Annotated in this window: 12 protein-coding genes; 4 read left to right on the top strand and 8 right to left on the bottom strand. The window is 61.1% G+C overall.

Annotated features, from left to right (window positions below; genetic code table 11):
- Positions 1 to 173: 173 nt before the first annotated feature.
- From gyrB to dnaA, 4 genes are all read right to left on the bottom strand, one after another.
- Positions 174 to 2,594, bottom strand: coding sequence for a DNA topoisomerase (ATP-hydrolyzing) subunit B (gyrB, locus tag LOKO_RS05345; RefSeq protein ID WP_066446036.1), 2,421 nt, complete (start codon positions 2,592 to 2,594; stop codon positions 174 to 176).
- 3 nt (positions 2,595 to 2,597) lie between these two features.
- Positions 2,598 to 3,722: a DNA replication/repair protein RecF gene (gene recF, locus LOKO_RS05350; protein WP_066446038.1), complete on the bottom strand. Its 1,125-nt coding sequence runs from the start codon at positions 3,720 to 3,722 to the stop codon at positions 2,598 to 2,600.
- Positions 3,723 to 3,803: 81 nt separating this feature from the next.
- Positions 3,804 to 4,907 carry a DNA polymerase III subunit beta gene (gene dnaN / locus LOKO_RS05355; protein ID WP_066446039.1) on the bottom strand — a complete coding sequence of 368 codons (1,104 nt, stop codon included), beginning with the start codon at positions 4,905 to 4,907 and terminating at the stop codon, positions 3,804 to 3,806.
- Between the two features lie 69 nt (positions 4,908 to 4,976).
- Entirely contained in the window at positions 4,977 to 6,443 is a 1,467-nt protein-coding gene (gene dnaA, locus LOKO_RS05360) for a chromosomal replication initiator protein DnaA (protein WP_066446042.1), read from the bottom strand.
- Between the two features lie 501 nt (positions 6,444 to 6,944).
- Between dnaA and rpmH the strand changes: the two genes are divergently transcribed.
- From rpmH to mnmE, 4 genes are all read left to right on the top strand, one after another.
- Positions 6,945 to 7,079, top strand: coding sequence for a 50S ribosomal protein L34 (gene rpmH, locus LOKO_RS05365; protein ID WP_043514730.1), 135 nt, complete (start codon positions 6,945 to 6,947; stop codon positions 7,077 to 7,079).
- 13 nt (positions 7,080 to 7,092) lie between these two features.
- The gene (rnpA, locus tag LOKO_RS05370; RefSeq protein ID WP_066446045.1) at positions 7,093 to 7,464 is read left to right on the top strand and encodes a ribonuclease P protein component; all 372 of its coding nucleotides are present in this window, start codon (positions 7,093 to 7,095) and stop codon (positions 7,462 to 7,464) included.
- A 117-nt stretch (positions 7,465 to 7,581) separates the two neighbouring features.
- Complete coding sequence (gene yidC, locus LOKO_RS05375) at positions 7,582 to 9,267, top strand: membrane protein insertase YidC (RefSeq protein ID WP_066446048.1); 1,686 nt, start codon at positions 7,582 to 7,584, stop codon at positions 9,265 to 9,267.
- Positions 9,268 to 9,380: 113 nt separating this feature from the next.
- On the top strand, positions 9,381 to 10,751 hold the full coding sequence (mnmE, locus tag LOKO_RS05380; protein ID WP_066446050.1) for a tRNA uridine-5-carboxymethylaminomethyl(34) synthesis GTPase MnmE: 1,371 nt from the start codon (positions 9,381 to 9,383) through the stop codon (positions 10,749 to 10,751).
- A gap of 12 nt (positions 10,752 to 10,763) precedes the next feature.
- Here the strand turns inward: mnmE and LOKO_RS05385 are convergent, their stop codons facing one another.
- The 4 genes from LOKO_RS05385 to LOKO_RS05400 all read right to left on the bottom strand — a co-directional run bounded on the left by LOKO_RS05385 (position 10,764) and on the right by LOKO_RS05400 (position 14,315).
- Positions 10,764 to 11,627, bottom strand: coding sequence for a 23S rRNA (adenine(2030)-N(6))-methyltransferase RlmJ (locus LOKO_RS05385; RefSeq protein WP_066446052.1), 864 nt, complete (start codon positions 11,625 to 11,627; stop codon positions 10,764 to 10,766).
- Positions 11,628 to 11,793: 166 nt separating this feature from the next.
- Complete coding sequence (locus tag LOKO_RS05390; RefSeq protein ID WP_066446054.1) at positions 11,794 to 12,474, bottom strand: YiaD family glycine zipper/OmpA-like lipoprotein; 681 nt, start codon at positions 12,472 to 12,474, stop codon at positions 11,794 to 11,796.
- Between the two features lie 27 nt (positions 12,475 to 12,501).
- Positions 12,502 to 13,707 carry a radical SAM family heme chaperone HemW gene (gene hemW, locus LOKO_RS05395; protein ID WP_235588944.1) on the bottom strand — a complete coding sequence of 402 codons (1,206 nt, stop codon included), beginning with the start codon at positions 13,705 to 13,707 and terminating at the stop codon, positions 12,502 to 12,504.
- The gene (locus LOKO_RS05400; protein WP_066446056.1) at positions 13,704 to 14,315 is read right to left on the bottom strand and encodes an XTP/dITP diphosphatase; all 612 of its coding nucleotides are present in this window, start codon (positions 14,313 to 14,315) and stop codon (positions 13,704 to 13,706) included. Before LOKO_RS05400 ends, hemW begins: the two co-directional genes overlap by 4 nt.
- Positions 14,316 to 14,524: the final 209 nt, after the last annotated feature.

A 14,524-nucleotide genomic window follows, 5' to 3' on the forward strand; every position in this document is an offset into this window, starting at 1 on the left:
CTTTTATCGACCCCCTGCACCGCCTCTCGCTTTATTACAGCTCCTAACCTATTGTTAGCGCACTTTTTCACAGCAAAAAAGAGGGCCTGCTTTCGCAGGCCCTCTTTTCTTGGTTACCCGACGCTCAGCGTCGGACAGTGCCGATGTTTCACGTGAAACATCTCATCGCATGGCTAGACATCGAGGTTGGCAACCAGGGCATTATGCTCGATGAAGGCGCGGCGCGGTTCCACTTCATCACCCATGAGGGTGTTGAACATCATGTCGGCCGCGACGGCATCCTCGATGGTCACGCGAAGCAGCCGGCGAGTATCGGGGTCCATGGTGGTTTCCCAGAGCTGATCCGGGTTCATCTCGCCCAGCCCCTTGTAGCGCTGTACGGCCAGGCCACGCTGAGCTTCCGCCATCAGCCAGTCCAGCGCCTGGTAGAAGGTCTCCACGGACTTCTTGCGCTCGCCCCGGGCGATATAGGCCCCCTCCTCCAGCAGGCCATCGAGCGTGGTGCCCAGGGCAGCCATGGCGCGATAGTCGGCGCTGGTGAAGAAATCGATGCCCCAGACATAGTCGGTGCTGACACCGTGCGCAGTCAGCGTCACCGCCGGCAGGTACAGCTCACGCTCGGTGTCCTCCTCGAGGCGGAACGTATAGCGAGGTCCGCCTTCATAGGCCACCAGCGCATCCATCTCGGCCTGCAGGAACTCTATCCAGTTCTGCATGGTGCCACGGTCCTTGAGGCTCGCCTCCCCCTCCAGCGTCGCGGCATGGACGACCTTGCGCAGCACCACGTTGGGATAGACTCGCGACAGGCGATCGATCCGCTTCATCACGTCACGATACTGTTTGACCAGGGATTCCAGCTGGCTACCGGTCACCGCGGGTGCATCGGGATTGACATAGAGTCGGGCACCATCCATCGCGGTGGTAGTGAGGTAATCGATCAGCGCCTGCTCATCCTTGAGATAAGTCTCCTGCTTGCCCCGCTTGATCTTGTAGAGCGGCGGCTGGGCGATGAAGACGTGTCCCCGCTCAATCAGCTGGCCCATCTGACGGAAGAAGAAGGTCAGCAGCAAAGTGCGGATATGCGACCCGTCGACATCGGCATCGGTCATGATGATGATGGAGTGGTATCGCAGCTTGTCGGGGTTGAACTCTTCCCGGCCGATGCCGCAACCCAGCGCCGTGATCAAGGTGCCGACTTCCGCGGAGGAGAGCATCTTGTCGAACCGCGCCTTCTCGACATTGAGGATCTTGCCCTTCAGCGGCAGGATCGCCTGGGTGCGGCGGGCACGCCCCTGCTTGGCGCTGCCCCCCGCCGAGTCACCCTCGACCAGGAACAGTTCAGACAGGCTCGGGTCCTTCTCCTGACAGTCGGCCAGCTTGCCGGGTAGGCCAGCAATGTCCAGGGCTCCCTTGCGGCGCGTCATGTCCCGCGCCTTGCGCGCCGCCTCACGGGCGCGCGCCGCATCCAGCATCTTGTTGACGATGGCTTTCGCCTCATTGGGCTTTTCGATGAGGTACTCGGCAAACAGCCGCCCCATCTCCTGCTCCACCGCCGTCTTCACCTCTGAGGAGACCAGCTTCTCCTTCGTCTGCGAGGAGAATTTCGGATCCGGCACCTTCACCGAGATGATGGCCGTCAGGCCTTCTCGAGCATCATCACCGGCGGTATTGACCTTGGACTTCTTCAGCAGGCCTTCCGCTTCGATGTAGTTGTTCATGGTGCGCGTCAGCGCCGCGCGGAAGCCGGCAAGGTGGGTGCCACCATCGCGCTGGGGTATGTTGTTGGTATAGCAGAAGATGTTTTCAGTGAAGGAATCACTCCACTGCATCGCCACTTCCACCTCGACGCCATCTTCGCGCACGGCATTGAAGTGAAAGACCGGGTTGAGCACCGTCTTGTTGGTGTTGAGATGGTCCACGAAAGCCCTGAGGCCCCCTTCGTAGTGGAACAGCTCCTCCTTCCCTGAACGCTCGTCCATCAGGCGAATCGCCACCCCGGAGTTCAGGAAGGAGAGTTCGCGTAGACGCTTGGCCAGAATATCGTAATGGAACTCGATATTGTGGAAGGTATCCGTCGACGGCTTGAAATGGACACGCGTTCCGGTCTTCTCGGTCTTTCCCACGACGCCAAGCGGGGCCTGGGGCACGCCATGATGGTAGATCTGTTCGTGAACCTGGCCGGCACGCCAGATTGTCAGGCGGAGCTCTTCGGAAAGCGCATTGACCACCGAAACACCGACACCGTGCAAGCCGCCGGACACCTTGTAGGAGTTGTCGTCGAACTTGCCTCCGGCATGGAGCACCGTCATGATCACTTCGGCCGCCGATACGCCCTCGCCTTCGTGCATATCGGTGGGCACGCCACGACCATTGTCGCTGACAGTGACCGACTCATCGGGGTGGATGACCACGCGTATTTCGCTACAGTGGCCGGCCAGGGCTTCATCGATGGAGTTGTCCACCAGCTCGAACACCATATGGTGAAGGCCTGTCCCATCATCGGTATCCCCGATATACATGCCGGGACGCTTGCGAACGGCATCCAGGCCCTTGAGTACCTTGATGCTCGTTGAGTCGTAAGCCTGCTCGCTCATTGACTACTCCGTCATGAAGTCTATCTGTGCCTGTGGCACCAGCGTTCCTGACCCGTCACTGCCATGTTTCACGTGAAACATCTCCAGCGGGGTTTGAGACTGCCAGGGTCCCACCAGGGCATCGTGTTCGACACTTGTAATGAAGGCTTGGCAGCGCATCGATTCCAGCAAACGGCAGAATACCTGCCGATGCCTGGCATCGAGTTCCGCCGGCAAGTCATCGACCAGGTAGAGGCACGACTGGCCGGTCGTTTGCTCCAGCAACCTACCCTGCGCCAGCTTGAGCGCAGTAACGACCAGCTTTTGCTGGCCACGCGACAAAACCTCGACTGCTGGATGCCGTCCAAGACGAATACGCAGGTCGGCCCGCTGTGGCCCTTGCTGGGTAAAGCCCATCTGCTGATCCGTCGCGCGCCCCTGTTCGAGAATATCGAGCAGGCTGCGCTTTCTATCCCAACCGCGTGAGTAACCCAGCGTCAGGTCGGGCAGCGCCAGTAGTTGCGACAGCGTTTCCTCGAAGACAGGCAGGAACTCTGCCATCCAGTCGTTTCTGAGGCTATCGACGCGGTCGCCCCAGTGTGCCAATTCGTGCTCCCAGGCCGACAGCGATTTGGCATCCATTCTATCACGCCTGAGCAATGCATTCCGATGTTTGAGGGCGCGCCGCGCGCGCCGCCAGGCATCGAAAAATCCATGTTTCACGTGAAACACTCCCCAGTCGAGGAACTCCCGTCGACCGGCCGGAGCCCCTTCCAGCAGCCGGAATGCATCGGGGTTAACCAGCTGGAGTGGCAGTGTTTCGATCAACTGCGACAGTCGCTCGACGCGCTCCCCTCCCATACGTATTTCCAGCTCGGGGGCATCGCGGGAACGACGAATGCCGATCGGCACCGGCGGCTCGCCGTCGAGGCGAGCGAAGAGTGTCATGGACTGCGCATCATGGGAGATGGCGTTCCTCAGCTGGCGAGTCCTGAAGGAGCGCCCCATGCCAAGGATGTGGATGCCTTCCAGCAAGCTCGTCTTGCCGCTCCCATTGGCGCCCACGATGAGATTGATGCCCGGCCCCGGCTCGAAATCGACTGCAGAGAGATTTCTTAAGCCATTGAAATTTAAGCGGTTAATCAGCATGTGTCACGCTAACACCGCTACCACGGCCCGTAACGGCAGTGGTGCCGTACGCGCAGCCGGGCAGCGATCCGGCATATCCATTCAGAGGCGCATCGGCATGACAACGTAAAGTGCATCGCCGCCGCCCGGCTCCTCCATCAAGGCACTGCTATTGGAATCCGCCAGCGTCATCTGCATGCGATCCTCATCCAGCACGTTGAGCACATCGATGAGGTAGCCCACATTGAAGCCTATCTCCAGCGCATCGCCGCCGTACTCGACGGCCACATTCTCCTCGGCCTCTTCCTGCTCGGGATTGTTCGCCATGACCTGAAGGTTGCCTTCCTTCAGGTGCAGGCGCACCCCCCGATACTTCTCGTTGGAGAGGATGGAGGTACGCGACAGCACCTGGCGCAGCTCCGTGCGATCGGCGATGAACACCTTGTCCCCTCCCCTTGGCACCACGCGCTCGTAATCGGGGAACTTGCCGTCAACCAGCTTGGAGGTAAAGGTGAAGTCGCCGGTGTGAGCACGCACGTGGCTCGCGCTCAATGTCAGCGTAACCGGCTCGTCGCTGTCATCGAGCAGGCGCACCAGCTCGAGCACGCCCTTGCGCGGCACGATCAGCTTGCGGGCCGGCTCGACCTGGATCTCGGCGGGGCGAGAACAGACGGCTAGCCGGTGGCCATCGGTGGCCACCGTGCGGACCAGGTTCGAGCGCAGCTCAAGCAGCATGCCGTTGAGGTAATAGCGGACATCCTGCTGGGCCATGGCGAAAGAGGTGGCATCGATAAGATGCTTGAGCGTTCCACGGGGCAGGCTCAGCTCCACATCGCCCTGGGTATCCTCGATATTGGGGAACTCCGCCACCGGCAGCGTCGACAGGGTGAAACGGGAGCGACCGCTACGCAACACGGCGCGACCATCCTCCAGGCTGAACTGGAGCTCGGCCTGGTCGGGCAGCGATTTACAGATATCCATCAGCTTGCGCGCCGGGACCGTGGCCGATCCGGGCACCTCCACCAGCGACGCGGCGGTGCGCCCGATCAGCTCGACTTCCAGGTCGGTGCCCGTCAGCGCCACCTGCTCATGATCGACCTGTATCAGCACGTTGGACAGCACCGGCAGGGTCTGGCGGCGCTCCACCACGCCGGCAACCAGCGCCAATGGCCGAAGCAGCGCCTCGCGGGAAATGGAAAATCTCATGTCGGCTCCACGTCTAATCCTGAAGAAAGGTGTCGGGCGTTGGCATCAATGGCCAGGGAACCTCGCGGCTCAGCTGGTCAAGAGCCGCAGCAGGTTCTTGTAGTCCTCGCGGATATCCGCGTTCTCTTCCTGCAATGCCAGAACCTTGCGGCAGGCATGCAGTACCGTTGTGTGGTCACGCCCACCGAAGGCATCGCCAATCTCCGGCAGGCTGTGATTGGTCAGCTCCTTGGCCAGTGCCATGGCCACCTGGCGAGGCCGGGCAACGGAACGGGAACGGCGCTTCGACAGCAGGTCGGACAGCTTGATCTTGTAGTATTCGGCAACGGTGCGCTGGATGTTGTCGACCCCCACCTGCTTGTCCTGCAGGGCCAGCAGATCCTTGAGCGACTCGCGGATGAAATCCTGGGTAATCGGCTTGCCCATGAAGTGGGAGTCGGCAATGACCTTTTTCAGCGCCCCTTCCAGTTCGCGCACGTTGGAGCGAATCTTCTGGGCAATGAAGAAGGCCGCATCGTGGGGCAGGTCGACCTTGGCCTGATCGGCCTTCTTCATCAGGATAGCCACCCGCGTCTCCAGCTCCGGCGGCTCGATCGCCACCGTCAATCCCCAGCCGAAACGCGACTTGAGTCGCTCCTCGACGCCGCTGATCTCCTTGGGATAGCGATCGGAGGTCAGGATCATCTGCTGGCCACCCTCGAGCAAGGCATTGAAGGTGTGGAAGAACTCCTCCTGGGAGCGCTCCTTGCCGGCAAAGAACTGGATATCGTCGATCAGCAGCGCATCGACGCTACGATAGAAACGCTTGAAATCGTTGATCGCGTTCAACTGAAGCGCCTTGACCATGTCGGCGACGAAACGCTCCGAATGGAGATAGACCACCGTGGCATTCTCCCGGCGGGTGGCCAGTGCGTTACCCACGGCGTGCATCAGGTGTGTCTTGCCCAGGCCGACACCGCCATAGAGAAATAGCGGGTTGTAGGCGCCACCCGGGTTTTCCGAGACCTGACGGGAAGCCGCCCTGGCCAGCTGGTTCGACTTGCCCTCGACGAAGGTCTCGAAAGTGAAATTGGGGTTGAGGCCACTGTTGTGCTTGAGGCTACCCTCGACCTGTACCTCTCGTTCACCAGTGGCGCGCCGTGCCGAACGCCCCTCTTCTCGCTGTCGATCGATCTCACGCTCGTCGCCGATATCTCCCCGTGGGGGGGTATGTACGGCAGGCCCGAGGGGCGATCGCGGACTGGCCGAGACCGGCGCTCCGAGCTCTCGCGGCCTGGGAGCAGCGGCGCGGCGGCTGCCGACCGTCAATACCACGCGGGGAGGCTTGGCTGGGGCCAGGTCGCGCAGCAGCTCGTTGATCCGCTTGGCATACTTATCCCCAACCCAATCGCGAACAAAGCGATTGGGTGCCAGAAGAAGCAGCTCATTGGACTCCCCCTCTTCCGCCTGAAGCGGACGGATCCAGGTGTTGAACTGCTGGGCGTTCAGCTCATCCTGCAGGAAATCCAAACACTTTTGCCAAAGAGCAAGCGACACTCGACCTCACCATCCGGTTGATGCATGACCGGCCATTGTATCCTTCACCCGTCGGGTTATCCACACGCAGCAGCCGTCGAAAAGCGCTGTGGAAAATCACACATGGATCAACAGGATAACCCTTGTATAGCCAGGAAGGCGGCCCGAGCTGTGGACAAAAACGACAATTTCACACAAGGAATCAACAGAAACCCTACCGGAAGCACAGAGCTTTTCCACAAGCCATGCTGCACTGCACACTATTGTTTATCAAGCGTTTTTGTGGCTTATCAACAGAAAGCATCCCCAGTATTAATAACAGTTTCAGTAAACATTCATTTAGTAACTATAGATTCGCTGGCGGCATGCCAATTGAAATTTGGGCGGCTGAGGAATTGCGTCGGAGCCCCGAAGTCACTACAATTTCCGGTCTTGAACCGAATCTCCCCAGGTTCCCGCAAGGAGCCCGGGCATTTCCTGTAAGACATTCCGTCCAAACACACCACGTGGGAATCAAGAGTTATGAAACGCACCTTTCAACCCAGCGTTCTCAAGCGCAAGCGTGTGCACGGCTTCCGTGCTCGCATGGCCACCAAGAACGGTCGTGCCGTACTGTCGCGCCGTCGCGCCAAGGGCCGCAAGCGCCTGAGCGCCTGATCGCGGATTGCGCGTGTCCGGTCATGACTTCCCCCCGCAGCTGCGTTTACTGACTGCCGGGGACTATCGATTTGTCTTCGATCACGCTGCATTCAAGGTACATGGCAATGGGCTAATGGCCCTGGCGTGTCCCAACGGACTGGGCCACCCCCGTCTCGGCCTGGTCTTCAGCAAGAAGAACGTTCGTAGAGCCGTGGATCGCAATCGCCTGAAGCGGCTGACTCGCGAGTCCATTCGCCTTCAGCAGCATCAGCTTCCCGCCGTCGACATCGTGGTACTGGCTCGACGGGGCGCCAATGAGCTGGATAATGCGACACTGCACCGCCTGCTCTCCAGCATGTGGCGTCGGCTGGAGCGAGACGTACGCAAGTCGATGGCATCCTGACCGGATGCGGTGCCTGTCGCCGCCACGATAGCCTGCCTTGGGCAGGCTTTCGCATATCAACGTGGCAGCGCATACCGTTCCAGCGGCATGTTCACTACCCACCGGGCAGAACTCTCAATGGACGTAAAACGACTCCTTTTGTTGATTCCACTGGCCGTGCTTGCCTACTTGCTCGTCATTCAGTGGAACCAGGACTACGGCCAGGTTGCTCCTGAGCCTGAAGCACCCACCTTCACCGCGCCTGCGCCCGGGGAAGAGAGCGTGGATCCGGACGATGACTTGGCCGTCCCTGCCGCGCCCCGCGCCGAAGAAGAGGTGCCGGGGGACATGCCTGGCGAACCGGCACGTGCGACGGGTACCCGCGACCTGATTGCCGTGGTCACTGATGTCCTGGACCTGCGTATCGATCCCCAGGGGGGCGATATCGTTTACGCCGCGCTGCCCCAGCACCGAATGACCCTGGACTCCGACCGCCCCTACGTGCTGCTCTCCGATAGCGAGATCCGCAGCTATGTGGCCCGCTCGGGACTTCAGCTTGACGGGCACTCCGGTCGTATCGGCTTTACACCGGAAAGCACCAGCTACCGCATGAGCGACGATGAGAATCGCCTGAACGTCGACCTGGCTGCCGAGGTCAATGGTGTCGACATCATCAAGCGCTTCTCCTTCGAGCGGGGTAGCTACGCGGTAGATGTTCATTACTATCTGGCCAACAACACAGAAGAGCCGGTTACCGCGCGCTTCATCGGTCAGCTCGCTCGTGACAACAGCCCCGACCCTTCAAGTGGCGTGGCCCTTGGCATGAGCTCCTATCTCGGGGCGGCCTACTCGTCACCGGAAGATCGCTACGAGAAGGTCGATTTCGACGACATCCAGCGTGGGCGCTTCAATAATCGGGACGTCCAGGGTGGCTGGGTGGCCATCCTGCAGCACTACTTCGTCACCGCCTGGGTGCCACCGCAGAACCAGCAGAATCTGCAGTATGCCTCCACCGACTCACGCGATCGCAATGTCGCCGCCTTTGCCGGCTCCGTGAGTACGGTGGCACCGGATAGCGAAGCCCGCCTGGGTGCGACCCTCTACATGGGGCCGAAGGTGCAGAGCTACCTCGAGCAGGTAGCGCCCAACCTGCGCCTGACCGTCGACTTCGGCTGGCTATGGTTTATCGCCAATCCGCTGTTCTGGTTGCTGGATCAGATCCACAGCCTGATCGGTAACTGGGGCTGGTCGATCGTGTTCCTGACCATCGTGGTGAAGCTGGTCATGTGGCCGCTCTCCGCCAAGGCTTACAAGTCCATGGCCCGCATGCGCAAGCTGGGCCCGGAGATGCAGCGCCTCAAGGAGCAGTACGGCGACGACCGCCAGAAGATGTCCCAGGAGATGATGAAGTTCTACCAGAAGGAGAAAATCAATCCTCTGGGTGGCTGTCTGCCGATACTGGTGCAGATGCCGGTCTTCATTGCGCTGTACTGGATGCTGCTGGAATCCGTGGAGCTGCGCCATGCGCCCTTCATGTTCTGGATTCAGGATCTGTCGATGAGGGACCCGTTCTTCATCCTGCCGATCCTGATGGGCGCCTCGATGTTCGTTCAACAGATGCTCAACCCCACGCCTCCGGACCCGATGCAGGCGAAGATCATGAAGATGCTGCCGATCGTCTTCACCTTCTTCTTCCTCTGGTTCCCGGCGGGTCTGGTCATCTACTGGGTGGTCAACAACCTGATCTCGATCGGACAGCAGTACGTGATCACGCGCAAGATCGAGAATGATCCCACCGTCGGCAAGGGAATGAAGACCAAATAGACCTTCTTCTTTCTCGAACCACCAGACCCCTGCCACGGCAGGGGTCTGGCGTTTCCGGCCCGTGAAAAGGACAATAGCCGCCACCCGGCCACCCTGGCTGTGAGGAGCCCACCATGGCAGATCGCCTCTATATTCCGGACACCATCGCTGCTCTTGCCACCCCACCGGGACGAGGCGGTGTCGGCATCATTCGTGTGTCCGGCCCCGGCTGTCGGACCATCGCCGAGGGGGTGCTCGGTCGCTGTCCCCCGCCCCGCCATGCCCACTACGCACCCTTCCAGGGCGACGTGCGGGTGATCGACGAAGGCATCGGGCTCTACTTCCAGGCGCCACACTCCTTTACCGGCGAGGACGTGCTGGAGCTGCAGGGACACGGCGGACCGGTGATCATGGACCTGCTTCTGGAGCGCTGCGTGCAGCTGGGCGCACGCCTGGCACGTCCGGGGGAGTTCTCCGAACGCGCCTTTCTCAACGACAAGCTCGACCTGGCACAGGCCGAAGCCATCGCCGACCTGATCGAGGCGAGTTCCCGGTCTGCCGCCGAGAATGCGCTACGCTCGCTCCAGGGCGAATTTTCGCGCCGGGTCTCGGCGCTGGTCGAGCAATTGATCGAGCTGCGTATCTACGTGGAAGCGGCCATCGACTTCCCCGAAGAGGAGATCGACTTTCTCGCCGACGGCAGAGTGGCCGAGATGCTGGGGGCGGTGAAAGCGGAGCTGGCGGCGGTGCGCACCGCCGCCGCTCAGGGCGCGCTGATGCGCGAAGGCATGAATGTGGTCATCGCGGGGCGCCCCAACGCCGGGAAGTCGAGCCTGCTCAATGCCTTGACCGAGCAGGAGACGGCCATCGTCACCGAAATCGAGGGCACCACCCGGGACGTTCTGCGCGAACACATCCATATCGATGGGATGCCGCTGCATGTGATCGATACGGCCGGCCTGCGCGACACCCCGGACGCCGTGGAACGCATCGGCGTGGCGCGTGCCTGGAGCGAGATCGAGAAGGCCGACCGGGTGCTGCTGCTGGTGGATGCCACCACGACCAACGCCACCGACCCCATGGCGATCTGGCCCGAATTCGTCGAGCGACTCAGCGACCCCAGCCGGCTGACACTGGTTCGCAACAAGATCGATACGAACGAGGAAGTGGCCGGCATCGAGTTATCCACAGCCACGCCGGTCATCCGGCTCTCAGCCAAGACCGGCCAGGGTGTGGATAACCTGAAGTCACACCTGAAGGAGGTGATGGGGTATGCCAGCACCACGGAAGGGCGCTTCTCCGCTCGACGGCGCCACCTCGATGCACTCGACAGGGCGAAGCGAGCCCTCACCAACGGCGAAGAGCAGCTCAGTGGCTACGGCGCCGGGGAACTACTCGCCGAGGACCTGCGCGATGCCCAACAGGCGCTGGGCGAGATCACCGGCGAGTTCAGTGCCGACGATCTGCTGGGAGAAATATTCGGCAGCTTCTGTATCGGCAAGTAGGTCGCTACCGGCCTACTCCGCTACCCACCACTCGCCACGGTGACTGGCATCAGGACCCAGCAGCGGCTCGATCCGCTTCATGGCAGATACCAGCAGCTCCTCCAGCCCCCAGGGCGGATTGATGACCAGCATGCCGCTGCCATACATGCCTCGCTCCTCGCTGCTTGGCTCGCGCAGGACAACTTCGCTGCGCCAGATCTTGCGCAGGCCCCCATTGCGCAGCCCTTCCAGCAGCTCGCTGTGGCGACCGGCAGGCAAAAGCGGGTACCACACCAGTACCACGCCGTGCCGCACCTTGCGCATGGCCGCCAGCACGGTCTCGGCCACCTCTACGTACTCGCTCTTGCGTTCATAGCTGGGATCGATCAATACGCAAAGCCGCGGCGTGGCTACCGGCAATCGCTGCAGCAGGCCCTTCAGGCCATCGCCATGGATATGCTTCACGTTCTTCGGCAGGCGCTGAGCGGCCAGGTGCTCGTGCTCGCCGGGATGCAGCTCGAAAAGCGCCAGCCGATCCACGTCTCGCAACTGCCTTGTCAGCCACCAGGGGGATCCCGGGTAGCAGTCCAGCGTTGGTGACGCCTGCTTGCCAGCGGTCAACTGAGCCTCGGCCAGCAGTGACAGCCAGTCGCCGATAAGGGGCTCCGCCGCCAGCGCCTGTCTCTCCTGCCAGAGTCGCTCCGCACCCTGGCGATGCTCCTGCAGCTTCTGGCTCTCCGCCGCGGATAGCGGGTAGAGCCCGCGCCCGGCATGGGTATCGATATAGGTGATCGGTGACGCCTTGCGCAGCAAGTAGCCGGTAACGGCAAAGAGCATGAGGTGCTTGTGCACATCGGCGAAGTTGCCGGCATGGTAGGCGTGTTGATAGGAAAGCATGGCCACGGGTCCTTGAGGTGGCGAATCGGCTGGAGGGCTTCACACCAGGCTGGCAACGAGACCAGCCTCGGCGTCTTGTCTGGAAAGTGACGATTCCTGGCAAAGACTATCGAAAAGGCCCGCCACTGTCAGTGACGGGCCCGGTTCGAGCGACAGGCATGCCGGTCTATTGCTGGAACTGGCTCTCGATCGGAGTGAGCGTAATCTCGACGCGCCGGTTCTGGGCGCGGCCATCCTCGGTTGCGTTACTCGCCACCGGCTGGCTTGCGCCATAGCCGGTCATATAGAGCCGATTGCGTGTTACGCCGTTCTGAGCCAGATAGTTGCCGACTGACTCGGCCCTGCGCTCGGAAAGCCGCTGGTTGTAGCCGGCATCACCGGTGCTGTCGGTATGCCCGGCGATATTGACCCGCGTATCGGTATATTGCGTCAGGATCGACGAAACATCGTTGAGTGCGTTGCGGGCGCTCGGGGTCAGCTCGCTGGAGTCGAAGCCGAAGGTTACGCTGCTTGGCATGTTGAGCACGATATCATCGCCGCGACGCTCCACGTCGACGCCGGTGCCCCTCATGCTTTCGCGCAGCTGCTGCTCCTGCCGGTCCATATAGGCACCGACGCCGGCGCCTGCAGCAGCACCCACCGCGGCACCGATCAGCGCACGATCGCGCCGACTGGTGCTGCCGCTGCCCGACAGGGCGCCGGCTGCGGCTCCGACGGCTGCACCCACACCGGCACCGGTCATGGTGCTGGAGCGCTGGGTCTGGCCGCCGTAGGGGTCAGTCGTGGCACAGCCGATCAGCAGGGCAGCGGCCGCGAGCGGCACAGCAAGACGAAGGGGTTTGAACATAGTTATCTCCGGAGGTCAGGGAGTCATTCATTCAGTGCCGGCATCGGCTTCGCCAATCATAACCAGCAACTCATTCAAGAATAATAGACCTTGAGGTGATGCCTGCAGTCGCCGGCCATCTTCCACAAGAAGTCCTTTTTTTCGCGCCGGCAGGAGACGAGCCTCCAGGGTGGCGGCCGGACGTCCAGTATGCGCCTCCCAGTCTGCCATCGACACACCCTCAACCAGGCGCAACGCATTCATGGCAAATTCCAGCGGCAACTCTTCCTCCTCCACCTCGGTGCGTCCAGCGACAAAGCCGCGGGGGTCCTCAGAGCGACGCAGATAGGCCTCAGGCTGTCGCGCCTTCCATCGCCGTTCGATATGCAGTTCGCCCTGAGGGTCGGTGGCACTCAGCTTGCCATGAGCGCCGGCACCGATCCCCAGATAGTCACCGAAACGCCAGTAGTTCAGATTGTGGCGCGACTGCATACCCGGCCGGGCGTAAGCCGAAATCTCGTAGCGAACCAGCCCGGCCGCTTCGAGCCGCTCATGGCCAAGGTCCTGGATCTCCCACAGCATCTCCTCTTCGGGTAGGACCGGAGGGCGTGAATGAAACTCGGTATTGGGTTCCAGCGTGAGCTGATACCAGGAGAGGTGCTCCGGAGAGAGGGAGAGAGCAAGGTCAAGGTCATCAAGCGCCAAAGCCGGTGTCTGGCCCGGTAAGCCATGCATCAGGTCGAGGTTGATGTTATCGAACCCGGCATGGCGGGCCTCGTCCCCCGCAGCTATCGCATCGCCACCCCTGTGGATACGGCCCAGGGCATGAAGTTGGCCATCCTGAAAACTCTGTACCCCCAGGGAGAGCCGATTGATACCCGCTGCCCGATAGCCCTGGAATCGACCGCGTTCCAGGGTACCCGGGTTCGCTTCCAACGTGACTTCGATATCGGAGGCCAGTGACAACCGCGTGGCCAGTACATCGAACAACCGTTCATAGAAGCCGGCAGACATCAGGCTCGGTGTGCCTCCGCCGATAAAGATACTGGTTAGCTCGCGCCCACCAACCAATGGCAGTTCGGCCTCGAGGTCCTGGAGCAACGCAGCCAGATAATCTGCTTCGGGCAGGTCGGCGCCGTGCCCTACCCCATGCGAGTTGAAATCGCAGTAGGGGCATTTACGCACGCACCAGGGCACATGCACGTAGAGCGCCAGCGGCGGCAGCCCGTCGACTCGCCGGGACAGAGCGCTCACTTTGCCGACGTCTCACCAAGGGCCGCCGCCAGCGACTGCAGAGCCCTTCCCCGGTGGCTAAGCCGGTTCTTATCTTCGGCGCTGAGCTCGGCGACGCTCTTGCCCAGGGAAGGTAACCAGAACAGCGGATCGTACCCGAAGCCGCCGTCACCGCGTGGTGCGGTCAGAATCTCACCCTCCCAACTTCGCTGCACGATCAGGGGTACCGGGTCTTCGGCATGGCGTAGATATGCCAGAACACACCAGTAGCGGGCGGTACGACGGGCCGACGGTATCCCGGCAAGCGCCGCAAGCAGCTTGTCATTATTACGCGCATCACTTTTCGGCTCCCCGGCGTATCGGGCGGAGTAGATACCAGGCTGACCCTGAAGGTAATCCACCTCCAGGCCAGAATCGTCCGCCAGGGCGGGCAGGCCACTGACTCGGCTCGCTTCGCGTGCCTTGAGCAGGGCATTCTCGACGAATGTCAGCCCGGTCTCCTCGACATCAGCCACTCCGTATTCCGCCTGCGGCCGGACATGGATTCCAAGCTCCCTCAATAGCTGGTTGAACTCATTAATTTTTCCGGCATTTCCACTGGCCAGAACCAATGTTTTTCGACCCGACACAAGGTCACCTCGCAACGCAGAGAGAATGAACGAGAGTATGCCATAGAGAGCATCCGCAGGGTACGAAGCAGGCAAGAGTCAACAGAATTGTGACACAACTTTACAAAAGTAGGGAAAGCTACCATGCTGTCAGAGCCCATCAGGATTGCATGTAATCGTCCATCTTAATGACAAAAATTTAATTCATGAGATGTACTAGAAAAAAAGCT

The sequence above is a fragment of the Halomonas chromatireducens genome (genome assembly GCF_001545155.1).
Lineage (GTDB): Bacteria > Pseudomonadota > Gammaproteobacteria > Pseudomonadales > Halomonadaceae > Halomonas > Halomonas chromatireducens.

What these genes read in the sequence shown, in the direction of transcription:
- dnaN (WP_066446039.1), bottom strand. Translation starts at nt 4,907, where the DNA reads ATGAGATTTTCCATTTCCCGCGAGGCGCTGCTTCGGCCATTGGCGCTG.
- rpmH (WP_043514730.1), top strand. Translation starts at nt 6,945, where the DNA reads ATGAAACGCACCTTTCAACCCAGCGTTCTCAAGCGCAAGCGTGTGCAC.
- LOKO_RS05385 (WP_066446052.1), bottom strand. Translation starts at nt 11,627, where the DNA reads ATGCTTTCCTATCAACACGCCTACCATGCCGGCAACTTCGCCGATGTG.
- yidC (WP_066446048.1), top strand. Translation starts at nt 7,582, where the DNA reads ATGGACGTAAAACGACTCCTTTTGTTGATTCCACTGGCCGTGCTTGCC.
- gyrB (WP_066446036.1), bottom strand. Translation starts at nt 2,594, where the DNA reads ATGAGCGAGCAGGCTTACGACTCAACGAGCATCAAGGTACTCAAGGGC.
- mnmE (WP_066446050.1), top strand. Translation starts at nt 9,381, where the DNA reads ATGGCAGATCGCCTCTATATTCCGGACACCATCGCTGCTCTTGCCACC.
- recF (WP_066446038.1), bottom strand. Translation starts at nt 3,722, where the DNA reads ATGCTGATTAACCGCTTAAATTTCAATGGCTTAAGAAATCTCTCTGCA.
- LOKO_RS05390 (WP_066446054.1), bottom strand. Translation starts at nt 12,474, where the DNA reads ATGTTCAAACCCCTTCGTCTTGCTGTGCCGCTCGCGGCCGCTGCCCTG.